The sequence below is a fragment of the Kitasatospora putterlickiae genome, from assembly GCF_039527695.1.
In the GTDB taxonomy this organism is placed as follows: Bacteria; Actinomycetota; Actinomycetes; order Streptomycetales; family Streptomycetaceae; genus Kitasatospora; species Kitasatospora putterlickiae.
In genome coordinates this window covers 22,547-44,221 of sequence record NZ_BAAAKJ010000042.1, presented here as the reverse complement: position 1 = coordinate 44,221, position 21,675 = coordinate 22,547, and the positions used below count along the sequence as shown (strand labels likewise).

General features: G+C 72.1%; 20 protein-coding genes and 1 pseudogene. 8 read left to right on the top strand and 13 right to left on the bottom strand.

Annotated features, from left to right (window positions below; genetic code table 11):
* Window positions 1-1,041, bottom strand: a pseudogene (locus tag ABD308_RS05070) (hypothetical protein); the annotation flags it as partial.
* Between ABD308_RS05070 and ABD308_RS05065 the strand changes: the two are divergent.
* Entirely contained in the window at window positions 1,016-1,555 is a 540-nt protein-coding gene (locus tag ABD308_RS05065) for a hypothetical protein (RefSeq protein WP_344326709.1), read from the top strand. The pseudogene ABD308_RS05070 and the gene ABD308_RS05065 overlap by 26 nt on opposite strands.
* 1,054 nt (window positions 1,556-2,609) lie before the next feature.
* Entirely contained in the window at window positions 2,610-3,083 is a 474-nt protein-coding gene (locus tag ABD308_RS05060; RefSeq protein WP_344326706.1) for an NUDIX hydrolase, read from the top strand.
* A gap of 409 nt (window positions 3,084-3,492) precedes the next feature.
* Here the strand turns inward: ABD308_RS05060 and ABD308_RS05055 are convergent, their stop codons facing one another.
* The 3 genes from ABD308_RS05055 to ABD308_RS05045 all read right to left on the bottom strand — a co-directional run bounded on the left by ABD308_RS05055 (window position 3,493) and on the right by ABD308_RS05045 (window position 5,032).
* The gene (locus ABD308_RS05055; protein ID WP_344326696.1) at window positions 3,493-4,158 is read right to left on the bottom strand and encodes a maleylpyruvate isomerase N-terminal domain-containing protein; all 666 of its coding nucleotides are present in this window, start codon (window positions 4,156-4,158) and stop codon (window positions 3,493-3,495) included.
* Between the two features lie 301 nt (window positions 4,159-4,459).
* Window positions 4,460-4,768 carry a hypothetical protein gene (locus tag ABD308_RS05050; RefSeq protein ID WP_344326684.1) on the bottom strand — a complete coding sequence of 103 codons (309 nt, stop codon included), beginning with the start codon at window positions 4,766-4,768 and terminating at the stop codon, window positions 4,460-4,462.
* 6 nt (window positions 4,769-4,774) lie between these two features.
* On the bottom strand, window positions 4,775-5,032 hold the full coding sequence (locus ABD308_RS05045) for a hypothetical protein (RefSeq protein ID WP_344326673.1): 258 nt from the start codon (window positions 5,030-5,032) through the stop codon (window positions 4,775-4,777).
* Between the two features lie 914 nt (window positions 5,033-5,946).
* Between ABD308_RS05045 and ABD308_RS05040 the strand changes: the two genes are divergently transcribed.
* Window positions 5,947-6,498 carry a hypothetical protein gene (locus tag ABD308_RS05040; protein ID WP_344326662.1) on the top strand — a complete coding sequence of 184 codons (552 nt, stop codon included), beginning with the start codon at window positions 5,947-5,949 and terminating at the stop codon, window positions 6,496-6,498.
* 269 nt (window positions 6,499-6,767) lie between these two features.
* On the opposite strand, the gene ABD308_RS05035 is transcribed toward ABD308_RS05040, so the two are convergent.
* Together ABD308_RS05035 and ABD308_RS05030 are read right to left on the bottom strand one after the other, a co-directional pair.
* Window positions 6,768-6,902: a hypothetical protein gene (locus ABD308_RS05035; protein WP_344326651.1), complete on the bottom strand. Its 135-nt coding sequence runs from the start codon at window positions 6,900-6,902 to the stop codon at window positions 6,768-6,770.
* A 221-nt stretch (window positions 6,903-7,123) separates the two neighbouring features.
* Entirely contained in the window at window positions 7,124-7,945 is an 822-nt protein-coding gene (locus ABD308_RS05030) for an SDR family NAD(P)-dependent oxidoreductase (RefSeq protein WP_344326638.1), read from the bottom strand.
* A 242-nt stretch (window positions 7,946-8,187) separates the two neighbouring features.
* On the opposite strand from ABD308_RS05030, the gene ABD308_RS05025 reads away from it, so the two are divergent.
* Both ABD308_RS05025 and ABD308_RS05020 read left to right on the top strand, forming a co-directional pair.
* Window positions 8,188-8,850, top strand: a complete 663-nt coding sequence (locus ABD308_RS05025) for a hypothetical protein (RefSeq protein ID WP_344326628.1) — start codon at window positions 8,188-8,190, stop codon at window positions 8,848-8,850.
* Window positions 8,851-9,253: 403 nt separating this feature from the next.
* Window positions 9,254-9,871: a ferredoxin gene (locus tag ABD308_RS05020; RefSeq protein WP_344326616.1), complete on the top strand. Its 618-nt coding sequence runs from the start codon at window positions 9,254-9,256 to the stop codon at window positions 9,869-9,871.
* A gap of 72 nt (window positions 9,872-9,943) precedes the next feature.
* Here the strand turns inward: ABD308_RS05020 and ABD308_RS05015 are convergent, their stop codons facing one another.
* The 4 genes from ABD308_RS05015 to ABD308_RS05000 form a co-directional block, all read right to left on the bottom strand.
* Window positions 9,944-11,179, bottom strand: a complete 1,236-nt coding sequence (locus ABD308_RS05015; RefSeq protein ID WP_344326605.1) for a serine hydrolase domain-containing protein — start codon at window positions 11,177-11,179, stop codon at window positions 9,944-9,946.
* A gap of 181 nt (window positions 11,180-11,360) precedes the next feature.
* A complete protein-coding gene (locus tag ABD308_RS05010) occupies window positions 11,361-12,116 on the bottom strand; it encodes an SDR family NAD(P)-dependent oxidoreductase (protein WP_344326593.1) in 756 nt (251 codons plus the stop codon).
* Window positions 12,100-12,795: a GntR family transcriptional regulator gene (locus tag ABD308_RS05005; RefSeq protein WP_344326582.1), complete on the bottom strand. Its 696-nt coding sequence runs from the start codon at window positions 12,793-12,795 to the stop codon at window positions 12,100-12,102. Before ABD308_RS05005 ends, ABD308_RS05010 begins: the two co-directional genes overlap by 17 nt.
* Before the next feature lie 37 nt (window positions 12,796-12,832).
* On the bottom strand, window positions 12,833-13,399 hold the full coding sequence (locus tag ABD308_RS05000) for a VOC family protein (RefSeq protein WP_344326569.1): 567 nt from the start codon (window positions 13,397-13,399) through the stop codon (window positions 12,833-12,835).
* Between the two features lie 137 nt (window positions 13,400-13,536).
* Here ABD308_RS05000 and ABD308_RS04995 point away from each other — a divergent pair, with 137 nt between their 5' ends.
* The 3 genes from ABD308_RS04995 (at window position 13,537) to ABD308_RS04985 (ending at window position 18,529) form a co-directional block, all read left to right on the top strand.
* Window positions 13,537-15,714, top strand: coding sequence for an alpha-ketoacid dehydrogenase subunit alpha/beta (locus ABD308_RS04995; protein ID WP_344326558.1), 2,178 nt, complete (start codon window positions 13,537-13,539; stop codon window positions 15,712-15,714).
* A gap of 31 nt (window positions 15,715-15,745) precedes the next feature.
* Window positions 15,746-17,083 (top strand): dihydrolipoamide acetyltransferase family protein, encoded by a 1,338-nt coding sequence (locus ABD308_RS04990; protein WP_344326546.1) that lies wholly within the window; start codon window positions 15,746-15,748, stop codon window positions 17,081-17,083.
* Window positions 17,084-17,209: 126 nt separating this feature from the next.
* Window positions 17,210-18,529: an MFS transporter gene (locus ABD308_RS04985; protein WP_344326535.1), complete on the top strand. Its 1,320-nt coding sequence runs from the start codon at window positions 17,210-17,212 to the stop codon at window positions 18,527-18,529.
* 58 nt (window positions 18,530-18,587) lie between these two features.
* On the opposite strand, the gene ABD308_RS04980 is transcribed toward ABD308_RS04985, so the two are convergent.
* From ABD308_RS04980 to ABD308_RS04970, 3 genes are all read right to left on the bottom strand, one after another.
* On the bottom strand, window positions 18,588-19,193 hold the full coding sequence (locus tag ABD308_RS04980) for a dihydrofolate reductase family protein (protein WP_344326502.1): 606 nt from the start codon (window positions 19,191-19,193) through the stop codon (window positions 18,588-18,590).
* A 268-nt stretch (window positions 19,194-19,461) separates the two neighbouring features.
* A complete protein-coding gene (locus ABD308_RS04975) occupies window positions 19,462-19,821 on the bottom strand; it encodes a hypothetical protein (RefSeq protein WP_344326489.1) in 360 nt (119 codons plus the stop codon).
* 181 nt (window positions 19,822-20,002) lie between these two features.
* The gene (locus ABD308_RS04970) at window positions 20,003-21,670 is read right to left on the bottom strand and encodes an amidohydrolase (protein ID WP_344326476.1); all 1,668 of its coding nucleotides are present in this window, start codon (window positions 21,668-21,670) and stop codon (window positions 20,003-20,005) included.
* Window positions 21,671-21,675: the final 5 nt, after the last annotated feature.

Here is a 21,675-nt window from a genome sequence, read left to right as displayed (position 1 = left end):
GGTCGGCGGCAGGGGCGCGCGCTGCGGCCGTTTGAGGAACCGCCCGTACGGCGGCGCGGGAGCGAGCAGCGGATCGAGCAGGTCGGTGCGCTGCTCGGCCAGCACGTCCCGTACCGGCGGCAGGACGGCGGCGGAGGGATCGAGTTCGAGGATCTCGGCGACCCGGGCCGCGCGGTTGCGCGGGTTGTCCAGCCACAGGGCGGCGGCCGTGGTGAACGCGCCGTCCGACCCGAACTGGAGGGCGTGCAGGAGGAGTTCCTGCAGCTGGGGGACGCCGTGGGCCCGGCGGCCGAGCGAACGGGCCAGGGTGAACAGCAGCCAGTACTGTGCCGTGTCGGCCATGGTGTCCAGCCACGGTCGCAGGGTCGCGAACACGGCGTGTTCCTGGCCCCGCCGCAACCGGTGCTCCAGTCGGCCGAGTTCGACCGTGCCGGTCTGCCCGGCGATCCGCCGCAGGCTCCGCAGCGCCCACTCGATCAACTCGGCTCCGCCCGCGACCGCGTGCTCGCGCAGCACCTCGGCGACCAGCCGCTGCAAGGCGGCGCGGGTGGCGTACGAGCAGTCACGGGCGTCGACCGCGTCCTGAACGGCGGCGTCGAGGGAGGGTACCGCCACCCGGGTCAGTAGCCGGGCGGGGACGTGGACGAGCGCGGTCAGCGCCGCGCGGCGCACCGGGTCCTGCTCGTTGCGCAGCCGTGGCAGCAGGCCGAGCGCGTCCTGGACGGCGGCCCGGTCGTTGGAGGCGGCCGCGTTGGCGAACAGGGCCGTCCAGGCCGCGGACCGATCACCGGCGTCCGGGCGGGACAGAGCGGCCCGCAGCTCCGGCTGGGCCTCGCCGATGGGCAGGTAGGCCAGGGCGGGGGCGATCTGAGCCCATGGGAGGCCCTTCGCGCGGCGGGCGGCGACCTGGCGCCGCGCCTCGGCATGGCGGCGGGCGTGCGGAAACAGCGGCAGCAGGAGGGAGAGTTCACTCGGCCTGCACGCCGCCGACCTGTTCGTCCTCGCCGGATAGCCGGTGCCCGACGACCTGACGCCGACCACCCGCAACCCGAACTGGTCGATCAGCGCCGTCGTCTACAACACGATGGTCATGCCCGCCGAGAAGCGGCGACCGCTGCTGGACGCGATCCGGGCGCAGCCCCCGGTGCGGCGCGAGGGGCGTGGCGGGGTCAGCTGGCCCTACCACCGGTACGAGCCGGGCTTCGGCGCGGTGCTCCTGGACCACTCACACAACCGGAACCTCACCTGGCCATGCACGGCCAAGGTCCTTTACGCGGTCACCGACGGACGGATATACCTGGCCGCGTCCACCATCGGCGGAATCGGCCGAGGCACCGTCGAAGCAACCCCCGAACTGGTAGCCGCCTTCGCCGGCGTGCTCGGAATCCCCGCCCCCGACCTGGCGGCGCTCGGCGGGGTCCGCCTGCCCGACGACCTGCCGCCGCTCCACTCCCGGGCCGCGGACCTGGCGATGGTCATCTGGGAAGCCCGACGTCTGACCACCGCCCAGCTCCAGAACGTCAAACTCACCGCCCGACATCTCGCCGGCCGCTGACCCACCTCCCCCACCAGGCGTCCCGACCCGGCCGACGCCAACGGAAGCGAGCGAACCCGGCCAGGCGACTACCGGGCACAGCAGCCGGGCCCCGCACCGGGCCGAGCCGGCCAGGGCGCAACAGCCCCGGCCCCCAACGGGCCACGCCCAGCCGAAAAGGGCTCCGGCCCGGACGGCAGCCCGGCACCGGGCCAGGACGGGCCCGTGACAGCCGGACAGCTCAAGGCAGGGACGGCCGGAGTGGCCCAGGACGGCGGCCTCCGGGGCAGGCGCGAGCACGACGGGCGGACGGCCGGGCTGGGCGCAGCGGCGGGGTGGACCGAGTGTGGCCGGTAGTGTGCCTGGCGTGCCTTCCGACCAGAACGCGCCGGCCTGCCCCACGTGCGACCAGCCTCTCACCGGGCTCGCCATGGCCCTCTTCAAACGGGACGACGACGGCGAACGCACGTGCCGCGCCGTCTGGGGCTGCGCTCTGGGCCACGTCTGGTGGCAATGGGCGGACCGCGCCCGTCTTCCCCTCGAACCCTGTCCCCGCCCCGACCTCTTCACCTGACCACGACCAGCAACAGAGCACAGGCGGCGGGCGGCGCAGCCCGGGCACCCCTGGACGGCGGCACGGGCGGCGGGCGGCGGGCGGCGGGCGGCGGGCGGCGGGCGGCGGGAAGGAGTCGAGGTCGGGGATCCGGCGCGGTCCGGTGCGACACGCCCAGGCCGGCTCCGGCAGAGCCGCATAGGTTCTGGTCAGCCCCGTGTTGCGCCCCGACATACCCGCCACCGGAGCGCCGAGCTCCACGGCCAGGCCGCCGAACACCACCGCCGAGTAGGCAGGTCCCGGCGGTAGCCCGCCGTCGTCCCTCAACTCCAGCCCGAACGGTGGCCGGGGCGGCCCGCACCCGGTTGGGGCGGGCGGGGTCGTTGGCGCGCAGCGTGGTAGAGAGCAGTTCGCCTTCGCGGCCTGCCCCCCTGTCCGGGCGCGTCTTGCGCTCGCCGCCCGGCAGCACCCCGACCATGCTCCACCTTGGGATGGGGACAGGGTCCATGGGAAGGTGCGGGGATGAGTTTCCGGTTGGCGGCGTACGCCGTGTGCATTGACGAGGAGCGGGTGCTGATCGCCCGTCATGTTTCGCCCAGTGGCGAGTCCACCTGGACTCTTCCGGGCGGCAGGGTCGAGCATGGTGAGGATCCGTTCGACGCCGTGATCCGGGAGGTGGCCGAGGAGACCGGCTGTGACGCGGTGGTCGAGCGTCTTCTGGGTGTGGATTCACGGGTGATCCCCGCGGCCGAACGGGCCGTCCCCGGCGGACCCGAGCACCAGAACATCGGCGTCTTCTACCAGGTGCGGATCGTGGGCGGCCGGCTCCGGCCCGAGCCGAACGGCGCGATCGCCGAGTCGCTCTGGACCCCGATCCCCCGCGTTGCCGGTCTGCGCCGGTCGTCGCTGGTCGACATCGGCCTCGCCCTGGCACGGACACGTCCGGAAACCGGCCATGTCGGTCCTGTCCCCGTCGGCGGCCTGATCCAGCACTGACCGAGTCCGCCGCGCGGACCAGGACACTCCGGTGCCAGGGCATCGGCGAACCCGCTCGCGGTGCGAGGCCGGGTGCGGGGAGCCATACGGTGCGTGGCGTTCTCCCTTGCGACCATGACCAGGGCGTTGTGGGAGAGCGGGTGCCGGCCGGTCCTCGCGTTCGCCGCTCGGATGGGCGTGGCAGGGCGCACGGAAGGACCGTCTCGTCTGCCTCGTCGGGGATCGCCAGGGCCGGTCGGGGCTGGCGGTTCAGCGGTTCGCCGCCTGCGGCGGGCGGCACCGCAACCGGTCGGTGCCCGCATTCAGGAGGCTGCCTGACGGCAGGGCGCGGGACCGGTCAACGCCCGCCGACCCCGCAGCGCCCGGACACCTCCCCCAACCGCCGGCCTGCCCTGCTGACCGTCCAGGCTCAGCCTAGGACCAGCGGCAGCTTCGGCCCGAGCGTGCCGAGCGCCGCCAGCACCGAGCGCTCGGCAGGCGTCGCGGCGCGGCGGCCGGTGCCTACGAGCAGCGCGTCGGCGTCCGAGAACGAGGCGGGGAACGGGGCTGCGGCGACGCGCTCCAGCAGTCGCCGCGCTGCGGCGAGCCCCTCGGCGGGCGGGCGCGGCACGTGCGGTAGGTGGGCGACCAGGTCCAGGTGGTGCAGCGTCCACTCCAGCACGTAGGCGTCCAGGTAGTCGCCCGTTGTGAGCACCTGTCCCTGGGTGGCCACCCGCTGCCCCGGAGCGGCGAGTTCTGCGGCACGGCCCGCCGCGGAGCCGACGTCGTCCAGGTGGAAGCGCAGCAGCGCCGGGTCCCCGTACGCGGCGGCCAGCCGGACGGTGAGGGCGTCCAGCGGGTCCTCACCGTCCGGCGGGCTGTCGGCCACCCGCCAGTACGACGCCGCGTCCCTGGTCGGCTCCGCCGTCGAGGGGGTCGCCAGGGTGATCAGCACGTCCTGGGCGTCGATCACCAAATGACACACCAGGTCACGGACCAGCCAGCCCGCACACCCTGAGGGCCGGGCGAAGTCCTCGGCCGCAAGCCCTTCCGCCGCTGCCCTCAACGCCGTCCACGACGGCCCGAACAGTCCCATCACAGCACGCTACCACCGCCCGTGCCCGGGCCTCGTGGCGTGGGCGCCGAGCATCGGGCGGCGGGCCGCAACGCCATGTTGGTGGAGCAGGGCGGGAGCGGTCCGCATGTCTTCCGGTGCGCGGTGCGGACCGTTCAGCCGGCACGCCCCAGGAGGCGCCCCCGCATAGCCGCCACCCGCACCTGGCTTCCCCGCCCTCCAGGAGGCCTGAACGTGCCGGCCCTGCGGCACTCGGCGTGTCCGGCAAGGCGGGCGACGGAGCGGTATTGCGGGGAATCGCTGCGGCCGGAGAAGGAGCGGGTTATGCCCCGGCGGGCGCGTCCAGCGCCCCGCACGCGATGCGGGCGGGGCCGCCGGGCGGAAGAACGACGAGGAACTGCCGGCCGGTGTCCTCGACGCGGGCCAGCGTGATGGAGGCAACGGCCGTCGCGAGCGCCTCGGCGGCCGGGCCGGCGCCCTGCGTCATCCGGTCGGTCCTTGAGTGGAAGCGGGTGAGGTCCTTCGCCGGGCCGGTGATCCAGATCACGATCCGCGCGCCCCGGCGCAGTGCGGCGAGCAGGTCCCTGCGCAACGGCCCGTCGTCAGCTTCCTGGAGGAGCAGGTCGTGCAAGCGTTCCTATCCGCAGGGCCGGGACGGCGCCGCCTCGGCCAGTGCCCGGCACTTGCGGCACGAGGCCAGAGCCTGCGGCTGGAAGCGATGCAGGAAGACCGTCAGGTAGCGGCCGCGGATCCCGCAGAGAGTACGGCCGTTGCCACCGGCGTGCTCGACACCGGGCGCGCCTTCGACGCCGGCCGCAGGAAACTCGGCCGGCTCGCGCGCGGTCGCGAACGACCACGTCCCGCCCTGGACATCGGTATCGGGAGTGCCGGTCATGCCAGGCAGCATGCCACTACGAGAACCCACCGGCTGCACACGGGGACCATGGCCCGCCACCCTTGCCGCGCAGCCACCTCATCGCAAGGCGTGGATGGGCTCAGCGCATGAGCGCGTACAGATCGGCGGACGCGTAGTCCTTCGTCGGTGCGCTGGCGATGAGGACCTCGCCGACCGGCAGGGGGCCGCACAGGCTGTCGAACGCCACGGTCCAGCGTTGCCGCGCGGGCGCGGTGTCGAAGCAGCCGATCCGTGTGCCGGCAAGGGCGTGAACTGCGCGGGGCCCTCGGTGCCATCGGCCATGTCCGCAAGCGCGACATATCGGCCGTAGCGGCGTCCGGCCTCGTCGTCCGAGACGGAACCGTCGCCGCCCTGGACGAGGTCACCGGTGGACAGCAGCTATCGCTGCCATTGCGTCGAAGTCACCGAACGGCATGAGCACTTCCCTTCGTGGCTGCCCGCACGACTGACGGCGGGATCGCTCCCGGACGCTACCGAGCGCTCTCCCGACGGCCTTCCGGCGGGTGCACGATGACGAGCGTCGAGCAGGTCGCGACGTTGGCGACGCTCGGCTCGATCTGGGCGGTGCCGGCGGTCGGCCACACCGTGGCGGACCACGTCCTTGGCCAGAGCGACCATCCGGCGGTGAACAAGGGTGCCCCGACGGCTGGGAAGTGGCTGCCGGGGCGAGCCCGCGACGGGCTGGACCGCAGGCCTGGCCCACGTCGCTTCTGTCTGGTTGGTTGCGGATCGAGTTGTCGGTCAGCCGGTTCGTCCCTGATCAGAACCGCTGTCACCGGGCGGATCGCTGCGCGACGGCTGTCGTGGGCAGTACCGGTCTGACGTCGACGTAGAGTGACGCGAGGCTCCGTTCGGGGGCCTCCAAAACGACGGGTCGGGGGATCTCCGTGGGCATGAACAAGGCAGCCAGGACCGAGTGGTGGGAGAGTCTTCCGGCCGGGATCCGCGACGAAATCGACGCGTACATCCTTCAGGACTCCCTCCTCGGAGCGGTGAATGTCATCGTTGCCGTCGGCTTTGTTCCCCACGACATAGGGGTCGGCACCGCCCAGCTGATCGCCAATGACCGCTACCTCCATTACGGGGACCGGATTGCTCGCGAGCCGGAGAGCCCCCTCGACCTGGAGTCGCTGGCCTGTCGGGCGGCTGGGTGCGCCGGTCGCGTCGTGGCGATTGAGGCCATCTGGGACGGTGACACCGTCCACGACTGGTTCGTGAGGCTGCTGGCCATCACCGCCGACCCCTCGGGGGAGGCTCAGATGGCCACCGTTTACGGGTCGACGGCCAAGCGATACCTCGGTGAGGGCGAGGATTGCCGCCCGCGCCACCCCGTCGCGGTGGCCGCCGAGCGGGCTGGCCTCGCGCTTGCCGCCCACCTCGCAGTTCCCTTCCACTTCGCCAGCCCGGACACGCCCGATGATGAGGCCCCGCGCTGGCAGCCCTGAGCGACGATGAGGTGCCGCTGTCATTCCCACCCGTCAGCCGTTCGCGCCGTGATGGCATTGCGGCGAGAGCTGCTGTTGAGATGGGTCATCACCTCCCGATCGATGGCTCGCGCGCGGCTTCCAGATCCTCATCGCGCTCGGTGAGCCGGTCCTTGAGGGTCGGCGACTCGCTGTCCGAGTTGGGCCGGTTTCTGTTGGAGGGCATCGATGTCGCTGGGTTCGCCCGGCCCGGAGGCGCGTCAGAATTCCTGCCCGAGGGCTTCGGGCGGTCATCGTTCGAGCAGGGTGATGTGCCGGGCCAGCCGGGTGTTGCGTTCAGTGAGGTTGGCAAGGTCGGCGAACAGGGTCTTACGGCTGACCTGGTGCCCGGTGGGGCCGCCCGGCGGTTGGGCGGCGCGTGACAAGACCGCGGCGTGCGAATCACTGTGCCGGTGGACCTTGCCGACCTGGTCGGTGACGGCTGGCTGGTCACAGCCCAGGCAACGGGATCTCAACAAGCGGGCGTGGCCGCCGGCAGTTCCGGTCCGGCACCCTCGACGCCCCCACGTCTCCCTGGCGGCCCGGAGTCAGTGACGCGCCTCTGACGCGGCCCCGGGGCGGAACCGGTCGCCCCATCGGCAGGTGGTCAGGGCTCGGCCGGGTGGGCGGACCGGTCGGGGGTGGTGCCGGGGCGGAGGTGTTCGGGGGGTGGGGTGGTGCCGGCCTGGCTCCAGCCGCCGTCGGCGTAGAGGACGTGGCCGGTGACGTAGCGGGCGGCGTCGGAGGCGAGGAAGAGCAGGGGGCCGAGGACGTCATCGGGGTCGGCGGCGCGGCCGAGCGGGACCATGCCGCCCCAGGTCGTCGCGTAGTCCGGGTCGTCCCGCAGGGTGCGTTCGACGACGGTGGGCCCGGGGGCGACGGCGTTGACCCGGACGCCGTGCGGGGCGAATTCCACGGCGAGTTGGCGGGTGAGCGCGTTGACGGCGGCCTTGCTGGTGCCGTAGGCGGCGAGTTGGGGGATGGCGAGGGCGGCGGTGTTGCTGGAGATGTTGACGATGCTGCCGCGCCGGTGGTCCTTCATCCGCCGGTAGGCCTCGACGCAACTGAAGAAGGTGGCACGGACGTTGACGCCGAAGACGGAGTCCCACTCGGCGGTGTCGACGGCGAGCACGTCCGGGGTCCAGCCGGTGAAGCCGGCGTTGTTGACGACCAGGTCGAGCGGCCCGTCGAGTTCGTCGACGACGGCGTAGACGGCCTGCAGGCCGGATTCCTCGCGCAGGTCCGCGTGGACGAGGCGGCAGTCGTCGCCGATCTCCCGTTGGAGGCTCGTGGCCTCCGCGGGTGCTTCGAACCAGTGGGCGACGACCTGCCACCCGGCAGCCGCGACGCCGAGGACCACCGTGCGGCCGATTCCCGTGTTCGCCCCGGTGACCAGGGCAACCTTCCGGCCTTGTCGTGGAATGGTCAAATCTCCGCCTCCTTCTGCCGCGATCTGCTGCGATCTTCCTGTCGGGATTCACTTTGGTGAAGTTGTCCGCGATGCCGCACCGAGGGTATCGCCAGCCGAGCCGCGGGGAAGCTATCCTGCGGCGCGCAGTGCGTGTTTGAGTCCTTCCCGGGGGTGGCGTGGAGATACTTCTGCAGGCTCTGATCGGATCCGTTCCTGCTGTGATTGGCTTTCTCGCGGCGAGATTTATACCCCGTGCGCAGTTGCTGCTGCGCTACGGCTTCCTGCGGAGGCTGCTCGCGCCGTACAACCGGGTCCAGATCGTCACCTCCAGCGTGGAAGTGGCCGAGTTCAGCTTCGCCAGCGACGGTCAGCAGCACACCCACATCAACCCGAAGAACGTCCTGTTCCTGCCGTTGGCCGAGGGGCGGGCCATCGGACAACTGATCGACCTGCTCCGGAAGGTGAACCACAAGGCGGTCATCGAACTGGTGGCTCCGGGGGGCCAGGACCCCCGGGTGCCGACGTTCTCGATCGGCGGGCCGAGTATCAATCCGTATTCCGCCGGTGTGCTCGGCGCGGCTTTCCCGGAATTCGGCATCGAGTACCCGGAGGCCAGGCGGGCCCGCTGGGCCGGTATGACCTTCGAGACGAGGCTCTCCCCGGCCGGCGAGCTGATCCAGGACCACGGCTTTCTCTTCGTCACCAAGACTTCACAGCAGGCACCCTGCTTCGTCCTCTGCGGAATTCTCGCATTCGGCACGGCGATGGCCGTCGACGCCCTGGGCGGGGCCAGGCCGAAATCGCATCTGGCCGGTCTGATCAGATCCGGGGACAAGGGATTCGTGGCGGTGGAGGGAAGAGTGACCGGGCTCGACATGAGGGACGTCAGGGTCGAGGTCTGCCGCAATCTGTCCACTTCCTGAGGCGGCGACGCACGGCTGGGTCCGGTCATCGGGCCCAGACCGCCAAGGAGCAGGGGTTCCCCGGCGCCGATGCGGGCCGGACGGACGCCCCGGAAGCCCTGGGTGCGAACAGCGGCGACGAGGTCCGGGCCGTGATCCCGGCGCCGGGCGTCCTGCCAGAGGTCAGAGGTCAGAGGTCAGAGGTGCAACTCGATGGCCACCGCCCTCATCTGGGAGGGGAGTCGGCGGAGACCGGGGAGCAGCTCGTACTCGCTTCCCTCGATGTCGGTCTTCAGCAGCGTCGGCCGGGACTCGTCGAGGGCCTCCCCGAGCGGACGGCCGGGTCGGTGTGGGGAGCGCCGGCGGACCCGAGTCCCGTGTGGCCGCCGTCTGTGGTGCTTCGGCATGGCGGTAGTCTCCGCCCATGACGTGGAGATGGCCGGCGGACCTGCTGCGGTCCGAACCGCGGCCCGTCCGGCCGCCGGAGCCGCCTGAGGGAGGGGACGAGCCTACGGCCGGCCTCGCGTACTGGGACCCCCTGCCGACCGCCCGTCTGCTCGCCGGCCCGAGCGGCTTCGGTGTCGCCACCTGGAAGAACCGCAACCGGTACAACGTCCCCGGGCCCTTCTACACCGGCTGGACCGACACCGGCGGCACCGGTCCCGTGTACGCGGCCGGGCTGGTCGGGCACTGCCCCTCCTTCATGGAGGTGGTTCTCGTGCAGCCCCGCACCCCTGAGCAGGTCCGGACGCTGCTGTACGGCGCGGCCGCACCCGAGCCGACCGGCGGCTACGCCTGGGGCGGCGACGACCACTGGACGCCGCAGGCGGTCCGCCAGTGGTGGGCCGAACGGCACGCGCTGCGGGAGTGGTTCGATGACGAGGAGTCCGGATTCACCGAGGCGGGACACCACTGGGCTGCTTGGGAGGCCGACCTGGCTACCTACCTCCGCGGTTATCTCTTCTGGCTCATCGAACGACGCCGACCCTGGTCAGACGAGGAACTACCGCCCCTGACCGCCCGTGACGCTCCGTCCCGGTGAGACGGCTTCGAAGCGGTCCGACCTGGGCACGAGCCACCCCGGTTGCGCGGCTCCGGGCCGGGGCTCGCCGTTTCAGCCCTCGGACGGTGCGGCGGCCCGGGGGCTGCCGCAGGTCGCCATGTCGACGAGGGCCTGGTAGGTGCGGCCGGTGTCCTCGGACAGGTGGTACGGGTTGATCGACACGACGACCTGCCGGCGCCCGTCGGCGCTGCCCGTCACCAGCGTGCCGTAGCCGGCGATGCCGCCGGTCAAGCCCCAGAACTCACCGCACGCGCTGGGGTGGCGACTGAGCCCGAGGCCGTAGGTGAAGCCCTGGCCGGTGTCGACCTGCTGCTTCATCGCGTCGAGTTCCGCCGGCCGCAGCAGCCGGCCGCCGAGCAGCGCCGCGTTGAAGCGGGTCAGGTCCCGGGTGGACGAGATGCCGGCACCGGCCGGGCCGTAGGCCGACGGGTTCTGCAGGGTGACGTCGGCCGGTCCGCCGGGGCGTTCGACGTAGCCGTGCGCGTGCGGTCCGGGGATGACCGTGGAGGTGCCGGGCATCGAGGTGTCGCGCAGGCCCAGCGGCCGGATGATCCGGCGCTCGATCTCCTCCGCCCAGGTGCGTCCGGTGACCCGTTCGACGATCAGGCCGAGCAGCACGTAGTTGGTGTTGGAGTACCACCAGCCGGTGCCCGGGCTGCCGTACGGCGGGCGGGCGGTGGAGATCCGCACGACGTCCAGCGGCCGGTAGGTCGTCCAGCGGCCGACGGTCAGCCACCGTTGCAGGGCCTCCTCGCCGTCGGTGTCGAACCGCGGGTCGTCGGTGAAGTTGTGGATCCCGCTGGTGTGGTTGAGCAGTTGGCGCACGGTGATCGCGGCGCCGTTGGGGACGAGCCCGGGGAGGTGGCGTTCGACCGGGTCGTCGAGTCCGATCCGGCGCTCGCCCACGAGCTGGAGCACCACGGTGGCGGCGAAGGTCTTGGTGACGCTGCCGATCCGGAACCGGGCGCCGTCGGGCACCGGCGCGCCGGTCGTCAGGTCCGCGACCCCGGCCGTCCCCCGCCACGCCGTGCGGCCGTCCTGCCGGACCTCCGCCAGGACCGCCGAGGAGCCGCCCTGCTCGACCACGGCCCGCAGCGCCTGGCCCAGTGCGGCCGGGTCGGTGGCGGGCCGTTCCCGCCCGGCGGGCGGGGCCGCGGAGGCGGTCGGTGTCAGGGTCGCCAGCAGCCCCGTGCCCACCAGGGCGACGACGGCCGCCCTGCGCGCGAGCCGGTGGCGGGCGGTGCGACGGTCCGGCGTGGTGGCGGTGCTGGTCATGGTGACGGTCATCCCTGTTTCCTTCCGGTGGCGTCCGGATCCCTTCCGGCGCTGCCTCCAGCCTCCTCGCCGACCGCCCCGCCCGGCCTCCTCCCGAGGTCGACACCGCCTCCCCCGGCGGAGCCAACTCCGCACCCTCCGGGGGAAGGAGGGGCGCTGGGCGGGGGTGGCGCCGGTTCCGCCGGGACGAGGGTCAGATCATGTGCATGCCGCCGTTGACCTGGATGGTCTCGCCGTGGATGAAGCTCGCCGCGGGAGAGCACAGGAAGGTGATGACGGAGGCGACCTCCTCGGGCCTGCCCAGCCGGCCCATGGGGGTGGCGGAGAGCGCGTCCTCGCCCCGGGCGGCGACGTAGTCGCGGGTCATGGGGGTCTCGATGATGCCCGGGGAGACCGTGTTGACCCGGGCGTGCCCGCCCAGTTCCCAGGCGAGGCTCCGGGAGAAGGCGAGCAGGGCGCCCTTGGTCGCGGCGTAGTGGGCGTGCCGGACGCTGCCCCGGTGGCCCGCCATGGAGGCGAGGTTGACGATGGCGCCGTGCTGGTTGAGGTGCGGCAGGACGGCGCGGGTGAGGAAGAAGACCCCGTCGAGGTTGACGGACACGACGGTCCTCCACTGCTCGTCGGTCATGTCGGCGACGGCCTGTTCGGGGTAGATCCCGGCGGCGGGCACCAGGAAGTCGACCGAACCGAACTCCTCGACGGCGGCGGCGACGAACGCGGTGTTGCTCTGCGCCGAGGCCGCGTCCAGGTGCCGGATCAGCACCCGGCCCCCGCCGGTCGGGAGGGAGGCGGCGAACTCCTCCAGGGCCGCCGGGTCCAGGTCGCCCAGCACCAGGTGGGCGCCGGCCGCGTGGAACTGGCGGGCGACCTCGCGGGCGATGCCGCCGCCCGCGCCGGAGAGCAGCAGGGTCTTGCCGTGGAAGGGGGTGGGGTCACTCAGCGGTGTCATTCTCGTCCTCACGGAAGAGTTCGGGGTGTTGTACCAGTTGGAGCCGCGTGCGGCGGATGTGTCCGGTGAGGAAGCGTTCGGCGTCCTCGGGGTCGCCGCGCCGGATCGCTTCGATGATCAGGCGGTGTTCGGCGTGGATCAGCTCCCAGCCGGCGGCGTCGGTGATGCGGGCGAACGCGCGGCGGTAGTGCTGCGTGGTGTTCCAGAAGCGGTCCACCATCTCGGTGAGCTGGCCGGCGGGGCAGCCGGCGTAGGTGAGCAGGTGCAGGCGGCGGTCCAGGACGAGGAAGCGGTCCACGTCGGTGGTGGCCTCGATCTGCCCGGCGAGGTCGGCGAGTTCGGCGATCTGGGTCGCGGTCAGGCGCGGGATGCTCTCGCTCAGCGCGAGCGGTTCGAGGCGTTCCCTGATCTTGTAGACCCCCTCGCACTCGCGCATGTCCATCTTGGAGACCCAGGCGCCGCTGTTGGACTTGACGACGGTCAGTCCCTCGGCGGCGAGGATCCTCAGGGCCTCGCGGACCGGCAGGCGGCTGGCGCCGAGCCGTTCGGCGACCTGTTCCTGCATGATCCGCGCCCCGGGCGGCAGTTCGCCGTTCAGGATGGCGGCCCGCAGGTGGTCGGCGACCCGCTGGCTGGCGACGGCGGAGGCGCTGGGTTCGGTGGTCGGTTTCTGGGGCACGGCGGGTACGGCTCGCTTTCCGGTGCGCGGGCGGTGTTCAGTCGGAAGGCTGCCACAACGGCACGGGCGCGCCGTCGTCGCACCTCTTGCCGTGCGGGTAGGAGACCAGCTCCAGCTGCATCCCCCAGGGGGTGAGGAAGTAGACCCAGCGCTGGCCCTCGCTGGGGCCGCCGCTCGCGGTCGGCTCGCCGAGGATCCGTACCCCGTGGCGGCGCAGATGGGCGACGGCGGCGTCGAGATCGGTGACGTAGAACGCCAGGTGGTGGCCGCCGATGTCGCTGTTGCGGGGCTGGTCCGTGCGCCGGCCGGGGGCCTCGTACTCGAAGATCTCGAAGCTGGGGCCGCCGGCGCAGCGGAAGAAGCGCAGTTCGCGCATGACGGCACGCGGGTGCACGTTCAGGTGCTCCGTCATCCACGTGCCGTCGGAGCGGAACGGTCCGAGCGTGTAGACGTGCCGGCAGCCGATCACCTCGACGAAGAACCGGGTCGCCTCTTCGAGGTCGGGGACGGTGAAGCCGATGTGCTCGACGCCGGTCAGTCCGGGCAGCCCCTGTCGCGGCGCTTCCTCGCCCCGCCCCGGTGAATGGATCCATTGTCCTGACATGGATATCACCCTCGTCCGCAAAGGTTCAGCAGTCAAGGGGTTTCAACGCCACCTGAAGATCACACTCCGGTAACGGGGGGTTGGCTATGGATCCATTCACTGCGACAGTGCTGGTCGAAACACCTAGGGGAGTTCATATGCCTACACACCGCGAACTGGCCGCGGCATCGCCCTGGACGCAGCTGACGGCGACCCGCGAGGACTGGCGGGACGCCGACCCCGCGCTGCTGACCTCGATGTTCGCCCAGACCCTGCTGATCCGGACCTTCGAGGAGTACGTCCTCGACCTCGCGTCCCAGGGACTCGTCCACGGCCCGGCCCACTCCAGCATCGGCCAGGAGGGCGGCGCGGTCGGCTCCGTGCACGCGCTGACCAGCGCGGACTTCGTCGGCGGCTCGCACCGGGGACACCACCAGTTCCTCGCCAAGGCCCTGGGCCACGTCGCCCCGCACGGCATCGACCCGCGCGTACCGGTGAGCGACGACGTCCGCACCGTCCTCACCCGCAGCCTCGCCGAGATCTGCGGGCTGGCCCGCGGCTTCTGCCGGGGCCGGGGCGGATCCATGCACCTGCAGTGGCGCGAGGCCGGGGCGATCGGCACCAACGCCATCGTCGGCGGCGGCGTCCCGCAGTCCGCCGGGTTCGCCTGGTCGGCACGGCAGGCAGGCACCGACGCGGTGTCGGTCGCCTACTTCGGCGACGGCGCGGTGAACATCGGCTCCGTGCTGGAGACGATGAACCTCGCCGCCGCCTGGAAGCTGCCGCTCTGCTTCTTCATCGAGAACAACCGGTACGCCGTCTCCACCCACGTGGACGAGGTCACCGCCGAACCCCGGCTCTCCGCACGCGGCCTGGGCTTCAACATCCCGGCCTGGCAGGTGGACGGCATGGACCCCCTCGCCACCCACCTCGCCATGCGCGAAGCCGTCGCCCACATGCGCGCCGGCCACGGCCCCACCATCGTGGAGGCCGACGTCTACCGCTACTACCACCAGAACGGCCCGTTCCCCGGCAGCGCGTTCGGCTACCGCAGCAAGGAGGAGGAGAAGGAGTGGCGGGCCCGCGACCCGCTGACCCTCCTCGCCGAGCGGCTCACCGAGCGCGGCATCCTGGACGCCGCGGCCGTCGAGGAGTGCACGGCGCGGGCCGGGGAACTGCTGGCCGGCATCGGCGACGAACTGCTGGAACCCGACCCCGACGGCAAGCCCGGAAAGCGCCGGATCAAGCCCTCCGAGTGGCCCGACCCGTCCTTCCGCGACGTGGGCGTGCGCGGCGACCTCGCGGAGTTCGACGGCGTACGCCAGGCCGACCTGGACACCTTCACCGGCGCCACCGCCGAGCGCAGGTTCATCGACGTCGTCTCCGAGGTGATGCGCCGCCGGATGGCCCAGGACGAGTCGATCGTCGTCATGGGCGAGGACGTCCACCGTCTCAAGGGCGGCACCAACGGCGCCACCAAGGGCCTCGCCGAGGCCCACCCCGACCGCTGCCTGGGCACGCCCATCAGCGAGAACGCCTTCGCCGGACTCGGCTGCGGCATCGCGCTGGACGGCCGCTACACACCGGTGGTCGAGTTCATGTACGCGGACTTCATGTGGGTCGCGGCCGACCAGATCTTCAACCAGATCGGCAAGGCGCGGCACATGTTCGGCGGCGACGGCGACGTGCCGCTCGTGCTGCGCAGCAAGGTCGCGATGGGCACCGGCTACGGCTCCCAGCACTCCATGGACCCGGCCGGCGTCTTCGCCACGGCGCCCGGCTGGCGGATCGTCGCCCCCTCCACCCCCTTCGACTACGTCGGCCTGATGAACGCCGCACTGGCCTGCAAGGACCCGGTGGTGGTGCTGGAGCACGTGGACCTGTACAACTCCACCGGCACCGGCCCGGTGGACGACCTCGACTACTGCCTGCCGGTGGGGAAGGCCGCGGTGCGCCGCACCGGCTCGGCCCTCACCGTCGTCTCGTACCTCGCGATGACCGGCCACGTCCTGGAGGCCGTCGAACAGCTCGGGCTGGACGCCGAGGTGATCGACCTGCGCTGGCTGGACCGGGCCAGCCTGGACTGGGGCACCCTCGGCGCGAGCATCCGCAAGACCAACAACGTGCTCATCGCCGAACAGGGCCCCGTCGGCACGTCCTACGGCGGCTGGCTGGCCGACGAGATCCAGCGCCGCTACTTCGACCATCTCGACCAGCCCGTCCAGCGCCTGACCGCGGGCGAGTCCTCACCCAGCATCAGCAAGGTGCTGGAGCGCGCGGCCATCGCGCGGACCCCGGAGGCCGTCGCCGCGCTCCGCCGGGTCACCGAGAACTGACCCCGACCCCACGTGACCCAGGAGGGTCCCCATGGCTGAACTGTTCCGCATGCCGGCGGTGTCCGCCGACGACACGGCGGGGGTGCTGTCCGCCTGGCAGGTGGCGGAGGGCGCCGCCTTCGCGGCCGACGACGCGCTGATCTGCGTCGAGACCGACAAGGCGGAGGTCGAAGTCCCCGCCGAACGCCCCGGCGTCCTGCTGAAGACGCTGTACGAGCCCGGCACCGAGATCGAGGTGGGCACCCCCGTCGCGGTCATCGGCGCGCCGGACGAGAGCGTCGGGGACCTCGACGCGCTGCTCGCCGAACTGGGCGTGGCCCCCGCCGCCGGGGCGGACGTCGTCCGCCCCGAACGCCGGACCGTACCGGACGCCCCCGCGCCCGACGCCCTCATACCGGACTCCCCCGCACCGCGGACCCCCGTGCCCCCGGCGCCCCCGGCGGCGGAAGCCGGAGCCGCGCCCGGCGCGCGGCTGTTCAGCAGTCCGCTCGCCCGTCGGCTGGCCCGCGAGGCCGGACTGGAACTGGCCGAGCTGACCGGCACCGGCCCGGGGGGCCGGATCGTGCGCCGGGACGTCGAGGCCGCCGTCGCCGCCCGGCGGAACCGGCCGGAGCCGAGCGCCCCGCCCCGGGAGCCGGCGGACCGGGCCGCGTCCCCCGCACCCGCACGGGTGCAGGACCCGGCGGGCTCCGGCCACCAGGACATCCCGCACACCCGGATGCGGCGGGCCATCGCCGCACGGCTGACCGAGAGCAAGCAGCACACCCCGCACTTCTACCTCCGCGCGACCTGCGAGGTGGACGAACTGCTCGCCTTCCGGCAGCGGATCAACGCGGCGAGCCCGGTCAAGGTCTCCATCAACGACATCCTGGTCAAGGCCGCCGCGCTCGCGCACACGGCCGTCCCCGAGATGAACGCCACCTGGCACGCGGACGCCGTACGCCGCTACGAGAGCGTGGACGTCTCGATCGCCGTCTCCGCCGACCGGGGACTGCTGACTCCGGTCCTGCGGGGCGTCGAACGCATGTCGCTGTCGGCGGTCGCCACCGCGACCCGGGACCGCGCGGAGCGGGCGCGCTCCGGCACCCTGCGGCAGGCCGACCTGGAAGGCGGCTCCCTCACGATCTCGAACCTCGGGATGTACGGAGTCGAGGAGTTCGCCGCCATCATCAACCCGCCGCAGGCCGCCATCCTGGCCGTCGGCGCGGTGCGGGACGAGGCGGTGGTCCGCGACGGCGCGGTCACGGCGGTCAAGGCGATGACCGTGGTCCTCTCCGTCGACCACCGGCCGGTGGACGGCGCCGTCGCCGCCCGCTGGCTCGCCGCCTTCACCGGCGCGCTCGCCGACCCGATGCGGATCGTGGTCTGAGTCCGTCCCCTCCCCGCCGGGCGGTGCCGCACGCACCACCACTCCCCCCGTCCGCCGCACCGCCCGGCCCCCGGCCGCGGTTCCCCCACCCCGCGGACCACCCGAACCCTCCCCCTAAGGACACCGATGTCTTCGCCCCCCACCACCGCGCTCCGTGACACCCTCGGCGAGCTGGACAGACGCAACCTGCGCCGGCTGATGCCGCTGCTGCTGGCGGCCTACATCATGTCGTTCCTCGACCGGACCAACATCGGCCTGGCCAAGGAACGGCTGGAGGTCGACCTCGGCATATCCGCCGCCGCCTACGGGCTCGGAGCCGGACTGTTCTTCCTCACCTACGCGGCGTCCGAGATACCCAGCAACCTGATCATGCACCGGGTGGGCGCCCGCTGGTGGATCACCCGGATCATGCTCACCTGGGGCGTCATCTCGGCCTGCATGGCGTTCGTCCAGGGCGAGAAGTCCTTCTACGCGATGCGGCTGCTGCTCGGCGCCGCCGAGGCGGGCCTGCTGCCGGGCATCCTCCTCTACTTCACGTACTGGTTCCGCTCCGGCACCCGGGCCCGGGCCATCGGTCTGCTGCTGCTCGGGGCTTCGATCGCCAGCGTGCTCGGCAACCCGCTGGGCGGTCTGCTGCTGGAGATGGACGGGATCGGCGGCTGGCACGGCTGGCAGTGGATGTTCGTCATCGAGGGCCTTCCCTGCGTCCTCCTGGCCTTCGTCGTCTTCAAGTACCTCCCGGACGGCCCGGCCACGGCCCCGTGGCTGACCGCCAAGGAGGCGGCGCTGGTCAGCGAGGCGGCGGCCCGCGAGCAGGAGGAGGGCGCCAAGGCCGCCGGGACCAGCTCCGGCACCCTGCTGACGGTGCTGCGCGACAAGCAGATGCTCATCGCGATCTTCGCCAACTGGACGCACCAGGTGGCGCTCTACTCCGTCGTCTACTTCCTGCCCGGCATCATCGGCGGCTGGGGGCACCTGTCACCGTTCACCGTCGGACTGCTGACCAGCCTGCCCTGGGTGACGGCCGCGATCGGCGCCGTCCTGGTGCCACCGCGCGCCACCACCCCGCGGCGCTCCCGCAACTTCGTGGTGACCGGCCTGCTGATGATGTTCGCCGGACTCCTCGTCGCCACCGTCGCCGGCCCCGTGATCGCCCTCCTCGGCTTCTGCTTCACCGGCCTGGCGTTCTTCGTCGTCCAGCCGCTCCTGTTCAACTTCCCGGGCACCCGCCTGGCGGGCAGGACGCTCGCCGGCGGCCTGGCGCTGCTCAACACGGTCGGCATCACCGGTGGCTTCGTCGGCCCCTACGTCATGGGCTGGGCCGAGGAGAGCACCGGCAACCACCTGGCCGGTCTGTGGATCTCCGTCGTGCTGCTGGCCCTCGGCGCCGCGGCCGCCACCCGTCTGCGGTTCTCGGCCAAGGACGAAGGGACCGCCGGGAGTTGACCCTTCCCGGGCTGGTCTGCGACGGGCGGGCCGGGTGGGCCCGGTGGGCCGGGCGCGGTTACGCGGGGACGCCGAGCGGCGGGTGCTCAAGCACGCTGGGCTTGTACTCGACCAGCTGGATGCGGCCGTCGAAGGTGCGGTGCCCGATCATCTCCAGGGCGACGTCCGGATAGCCGTCGTAGATGCGCTCCTCGCCCGTGGCCCCGGTGATCACCGGGAACATCACGACACGGAAGCGGTCGACGAGTCCCGCCCGCAGCAGGGACCGGCACAGGCTGAGGCTGCCGATCGTGCTGAGGAGCCCCGAGCCGGCCGACTTCATGGCACGGACCGCCTCGACCGCGTCGCCGCGCACGAGCGTGCAGTTGGCCCAGGCCAGCGGCTCCGCGAGAGAGGAGGAGAACACCACCTTGGGAGCGCGCGTGAGCTCGTCGACGGACGCCTCCTCCTCGGGCCTGAACTCATCCTGGCCACCCGGAACCTCGCCCGCCGCGAAGCCCGCCATCAGGCGGTAGGTGTTCGCTCCCATCAGGTAGGTGGCCTGGGGCTGCTCACCGAGCCACGCGAGGTACTCCGGGCCCTCAAGGCCCCAGAACCCGGGCCATCCCTCTCCCGACGCGTAGCCGTCGAGGGAGGTGATGAAGTCGACGAGAAGCTCCGACATGGCGGTGTCCTTTCCTCGGGATGTCACGGAGCCCGGACCGGCCGGGAGCCACACGCTCATCGGCCGCGCCGGGAGGAACCCGGAGAACGGCCCGGGCCAACCGTCACGCCAAGCCGCACCGAGCGGAACGCCGAGGGGGGGCTGAAACGCTCGGTCACCCTATCGGTGACCGGGTGCTCCAGCCCGCCCATTCCCCCTTCGCGCCCGTGGCCGTGCGACGCGTGAAAGGCGCCCTGAACCCGGCGCGGGCTCAGGGCGCCTTCCCTCCCTATCGGAGGAGGACGATCCCGCTGTTCTGGCGGTAGTGCCAGCCCGATCCCAGGGTGTTGCAGTGGATGGTGGACCATCCGTTGTTGCTCGCCTCGTTACCCGTGAGGGTGGTGCTCCGGCCGTCGCTGCTGTCGCAGTACGCCTTCACCTTGTAGATCTTCTGGGTGTTGCAGCGCACCCCGAAGTAGTTCGAGTCCGATCCCGGGACACAGTACGACGGGATCGCGGCGAGTGAGCCCGTCCGGGCCGGCGCGGTCGTCCGCCCTGCCGACGTCGCCGCGTCGGCGTAGGCGGCGGTGCCGCCCAGCGCGAGGACCGCGCTCCCCAGGACAACGCCGATCGTGGATGCGATGCGCATTGCGTACTCCTCGGATGTATCCGCCGGATGCCCCGGCTCGACTGGCGACAAGCCTTTCCAGGTCACCTGAGCGGAGCAATCTCCAGCACCCGTCCCGGACACCGGTCGCGGTGTCCGGCCTGGTCGGACCCCTGTCCGGGACACGCCCACCGGTGTCCGGTTCCCGGGTCGCGGACGTCCCTCAGGCGCGGTCGCCGCGGTGGTACACGGTGCGGCCTTCCTTGACCGTGCGGAGCACGGTGATCTTCCCGATCTCCTCCTCGCCGGCGGTGAGCGGGCTTCGGCTGAGGATGACGAGGTCGGCGAGCTTGCCCACGGCGATGGAGCCCTTGGTGGCCTCCTCGAAGTACTGGCGGGCGGCGTTCAGGGTGATCGCCTTGAGGGCGTCGGGCATCGACACCCGCTGGTCCTCGCCCAGGACGTGCCCGCTGCGGGTGACCCGCCGCACCTGGGCGGCCAGGATCGCCAGGGAGCTGGGCAGGGCGACCGGTGCGTCGTGGTGGGAGGTGTAGGCCAGGCCCCGCGCGAGGGCGGAGGCGGCGGGCGAGATCCGGGCCGCACGCTCCTCGCCCAGGACCGTCTTGCGGTACCAGTCTCCCCAGTAGAACGTGTGCATGGAGAAGAAGGACGGGATGACGCCCAGCTCCCGCATGGCCTCCAACTGGTCCTCCCGCGCGGTCTGGGCGTGGATCGCGACCGGACGCGCGTCCACCGGCCGGTGACGGGTGGTGGCGTGACGCACCGCCATGAGGAACTGGTCGATCGCCGCGTCCCCGTTGACGTGCGCCAGGATCTGCCAGCCGCGGCGGTACGCCCGTGCCACCCGGTCGATGACCGTCGCGTCCGGCAGCGCCGGGTATCCCCGGTACCCGGTGCCCGCACCCTTGGGAGACTCCAGGTAGGGCAGGGTGAGCCAGGCGGTGCGGCCCTGCGGGGAGCCGTCCAGGCCGAGCTTCACCCCGCCGATCCGCAGCCGGCCCCGGTACTCGGCGCCCACCGACACCGGCCGTTCGGCGAGGTCGCAGATCAGCGCGCTGTCCGGGTAGGCCACCACGTCGATCTTCAGCAGCCCGCGCCGGGCCGCCTCCTCCAGCAGGTCGAGGTCCGCGAGCGCCATGAGCCGCCCGTCCTGCGCGGTGGTGAACCCGAAGGCGGCCATCGCGTCCTGCCCGAGCACGAGCATCCGGATCCGTTCCTCCACATCGAACCCGGCCGCCGACAGGCCCCAGGCGGGCATGAACGCCGTCTCCTCCAGCACCCCGTTCGGTTCGTTGCCGCCCGGCCGTCGGCGGATCACCCCACCCGGCGGGTTCGGCGTGTTCTCGTCGTAGCCGAGCAGTTCCAGCGCCTTGCTGTTGACCGCGCCCAGGTGGCTGGACTGGTGGATGACCAGCACCGGCCGCTCCAGCGAGACCTCGTCCAGATCGTCGCGGGTGGGATGGTCGCCGCCCGCCAACTGGGCGTCGTCGTAGCCGAATCCGACGATCCAGTCCCAGCGCTGTCCCGTCTCGCCCGCCGCCCACTCCGCCAAGGCGGCTCGCAGGGCGGGGATGTCGTTCACCGTCCCGTCTGGCTCGGGCAGCAGGTTCGCGGCGGCGGCCTGGAAGCCGATCAGCGACAGGTGACTGTGGGCGTCGACGAAGCCGGGCAGCAGCGCGGCGCCCTCCAGGTCCACCATCACGGTGTCCTCATCGGCCAGATGGCGCAGGTCCGCAAGGTCCCCGACCGCGGCGATCCGCCCGTCCTTCACCGCGACCGCCTCCGCGGTGGAACGGAAGTCGTCCACCGTGACGACATCGCCGCCGAAGTAGATCGTGTCGACCCCGGGCAACGGACTGGTCTCCGCCATGTCTT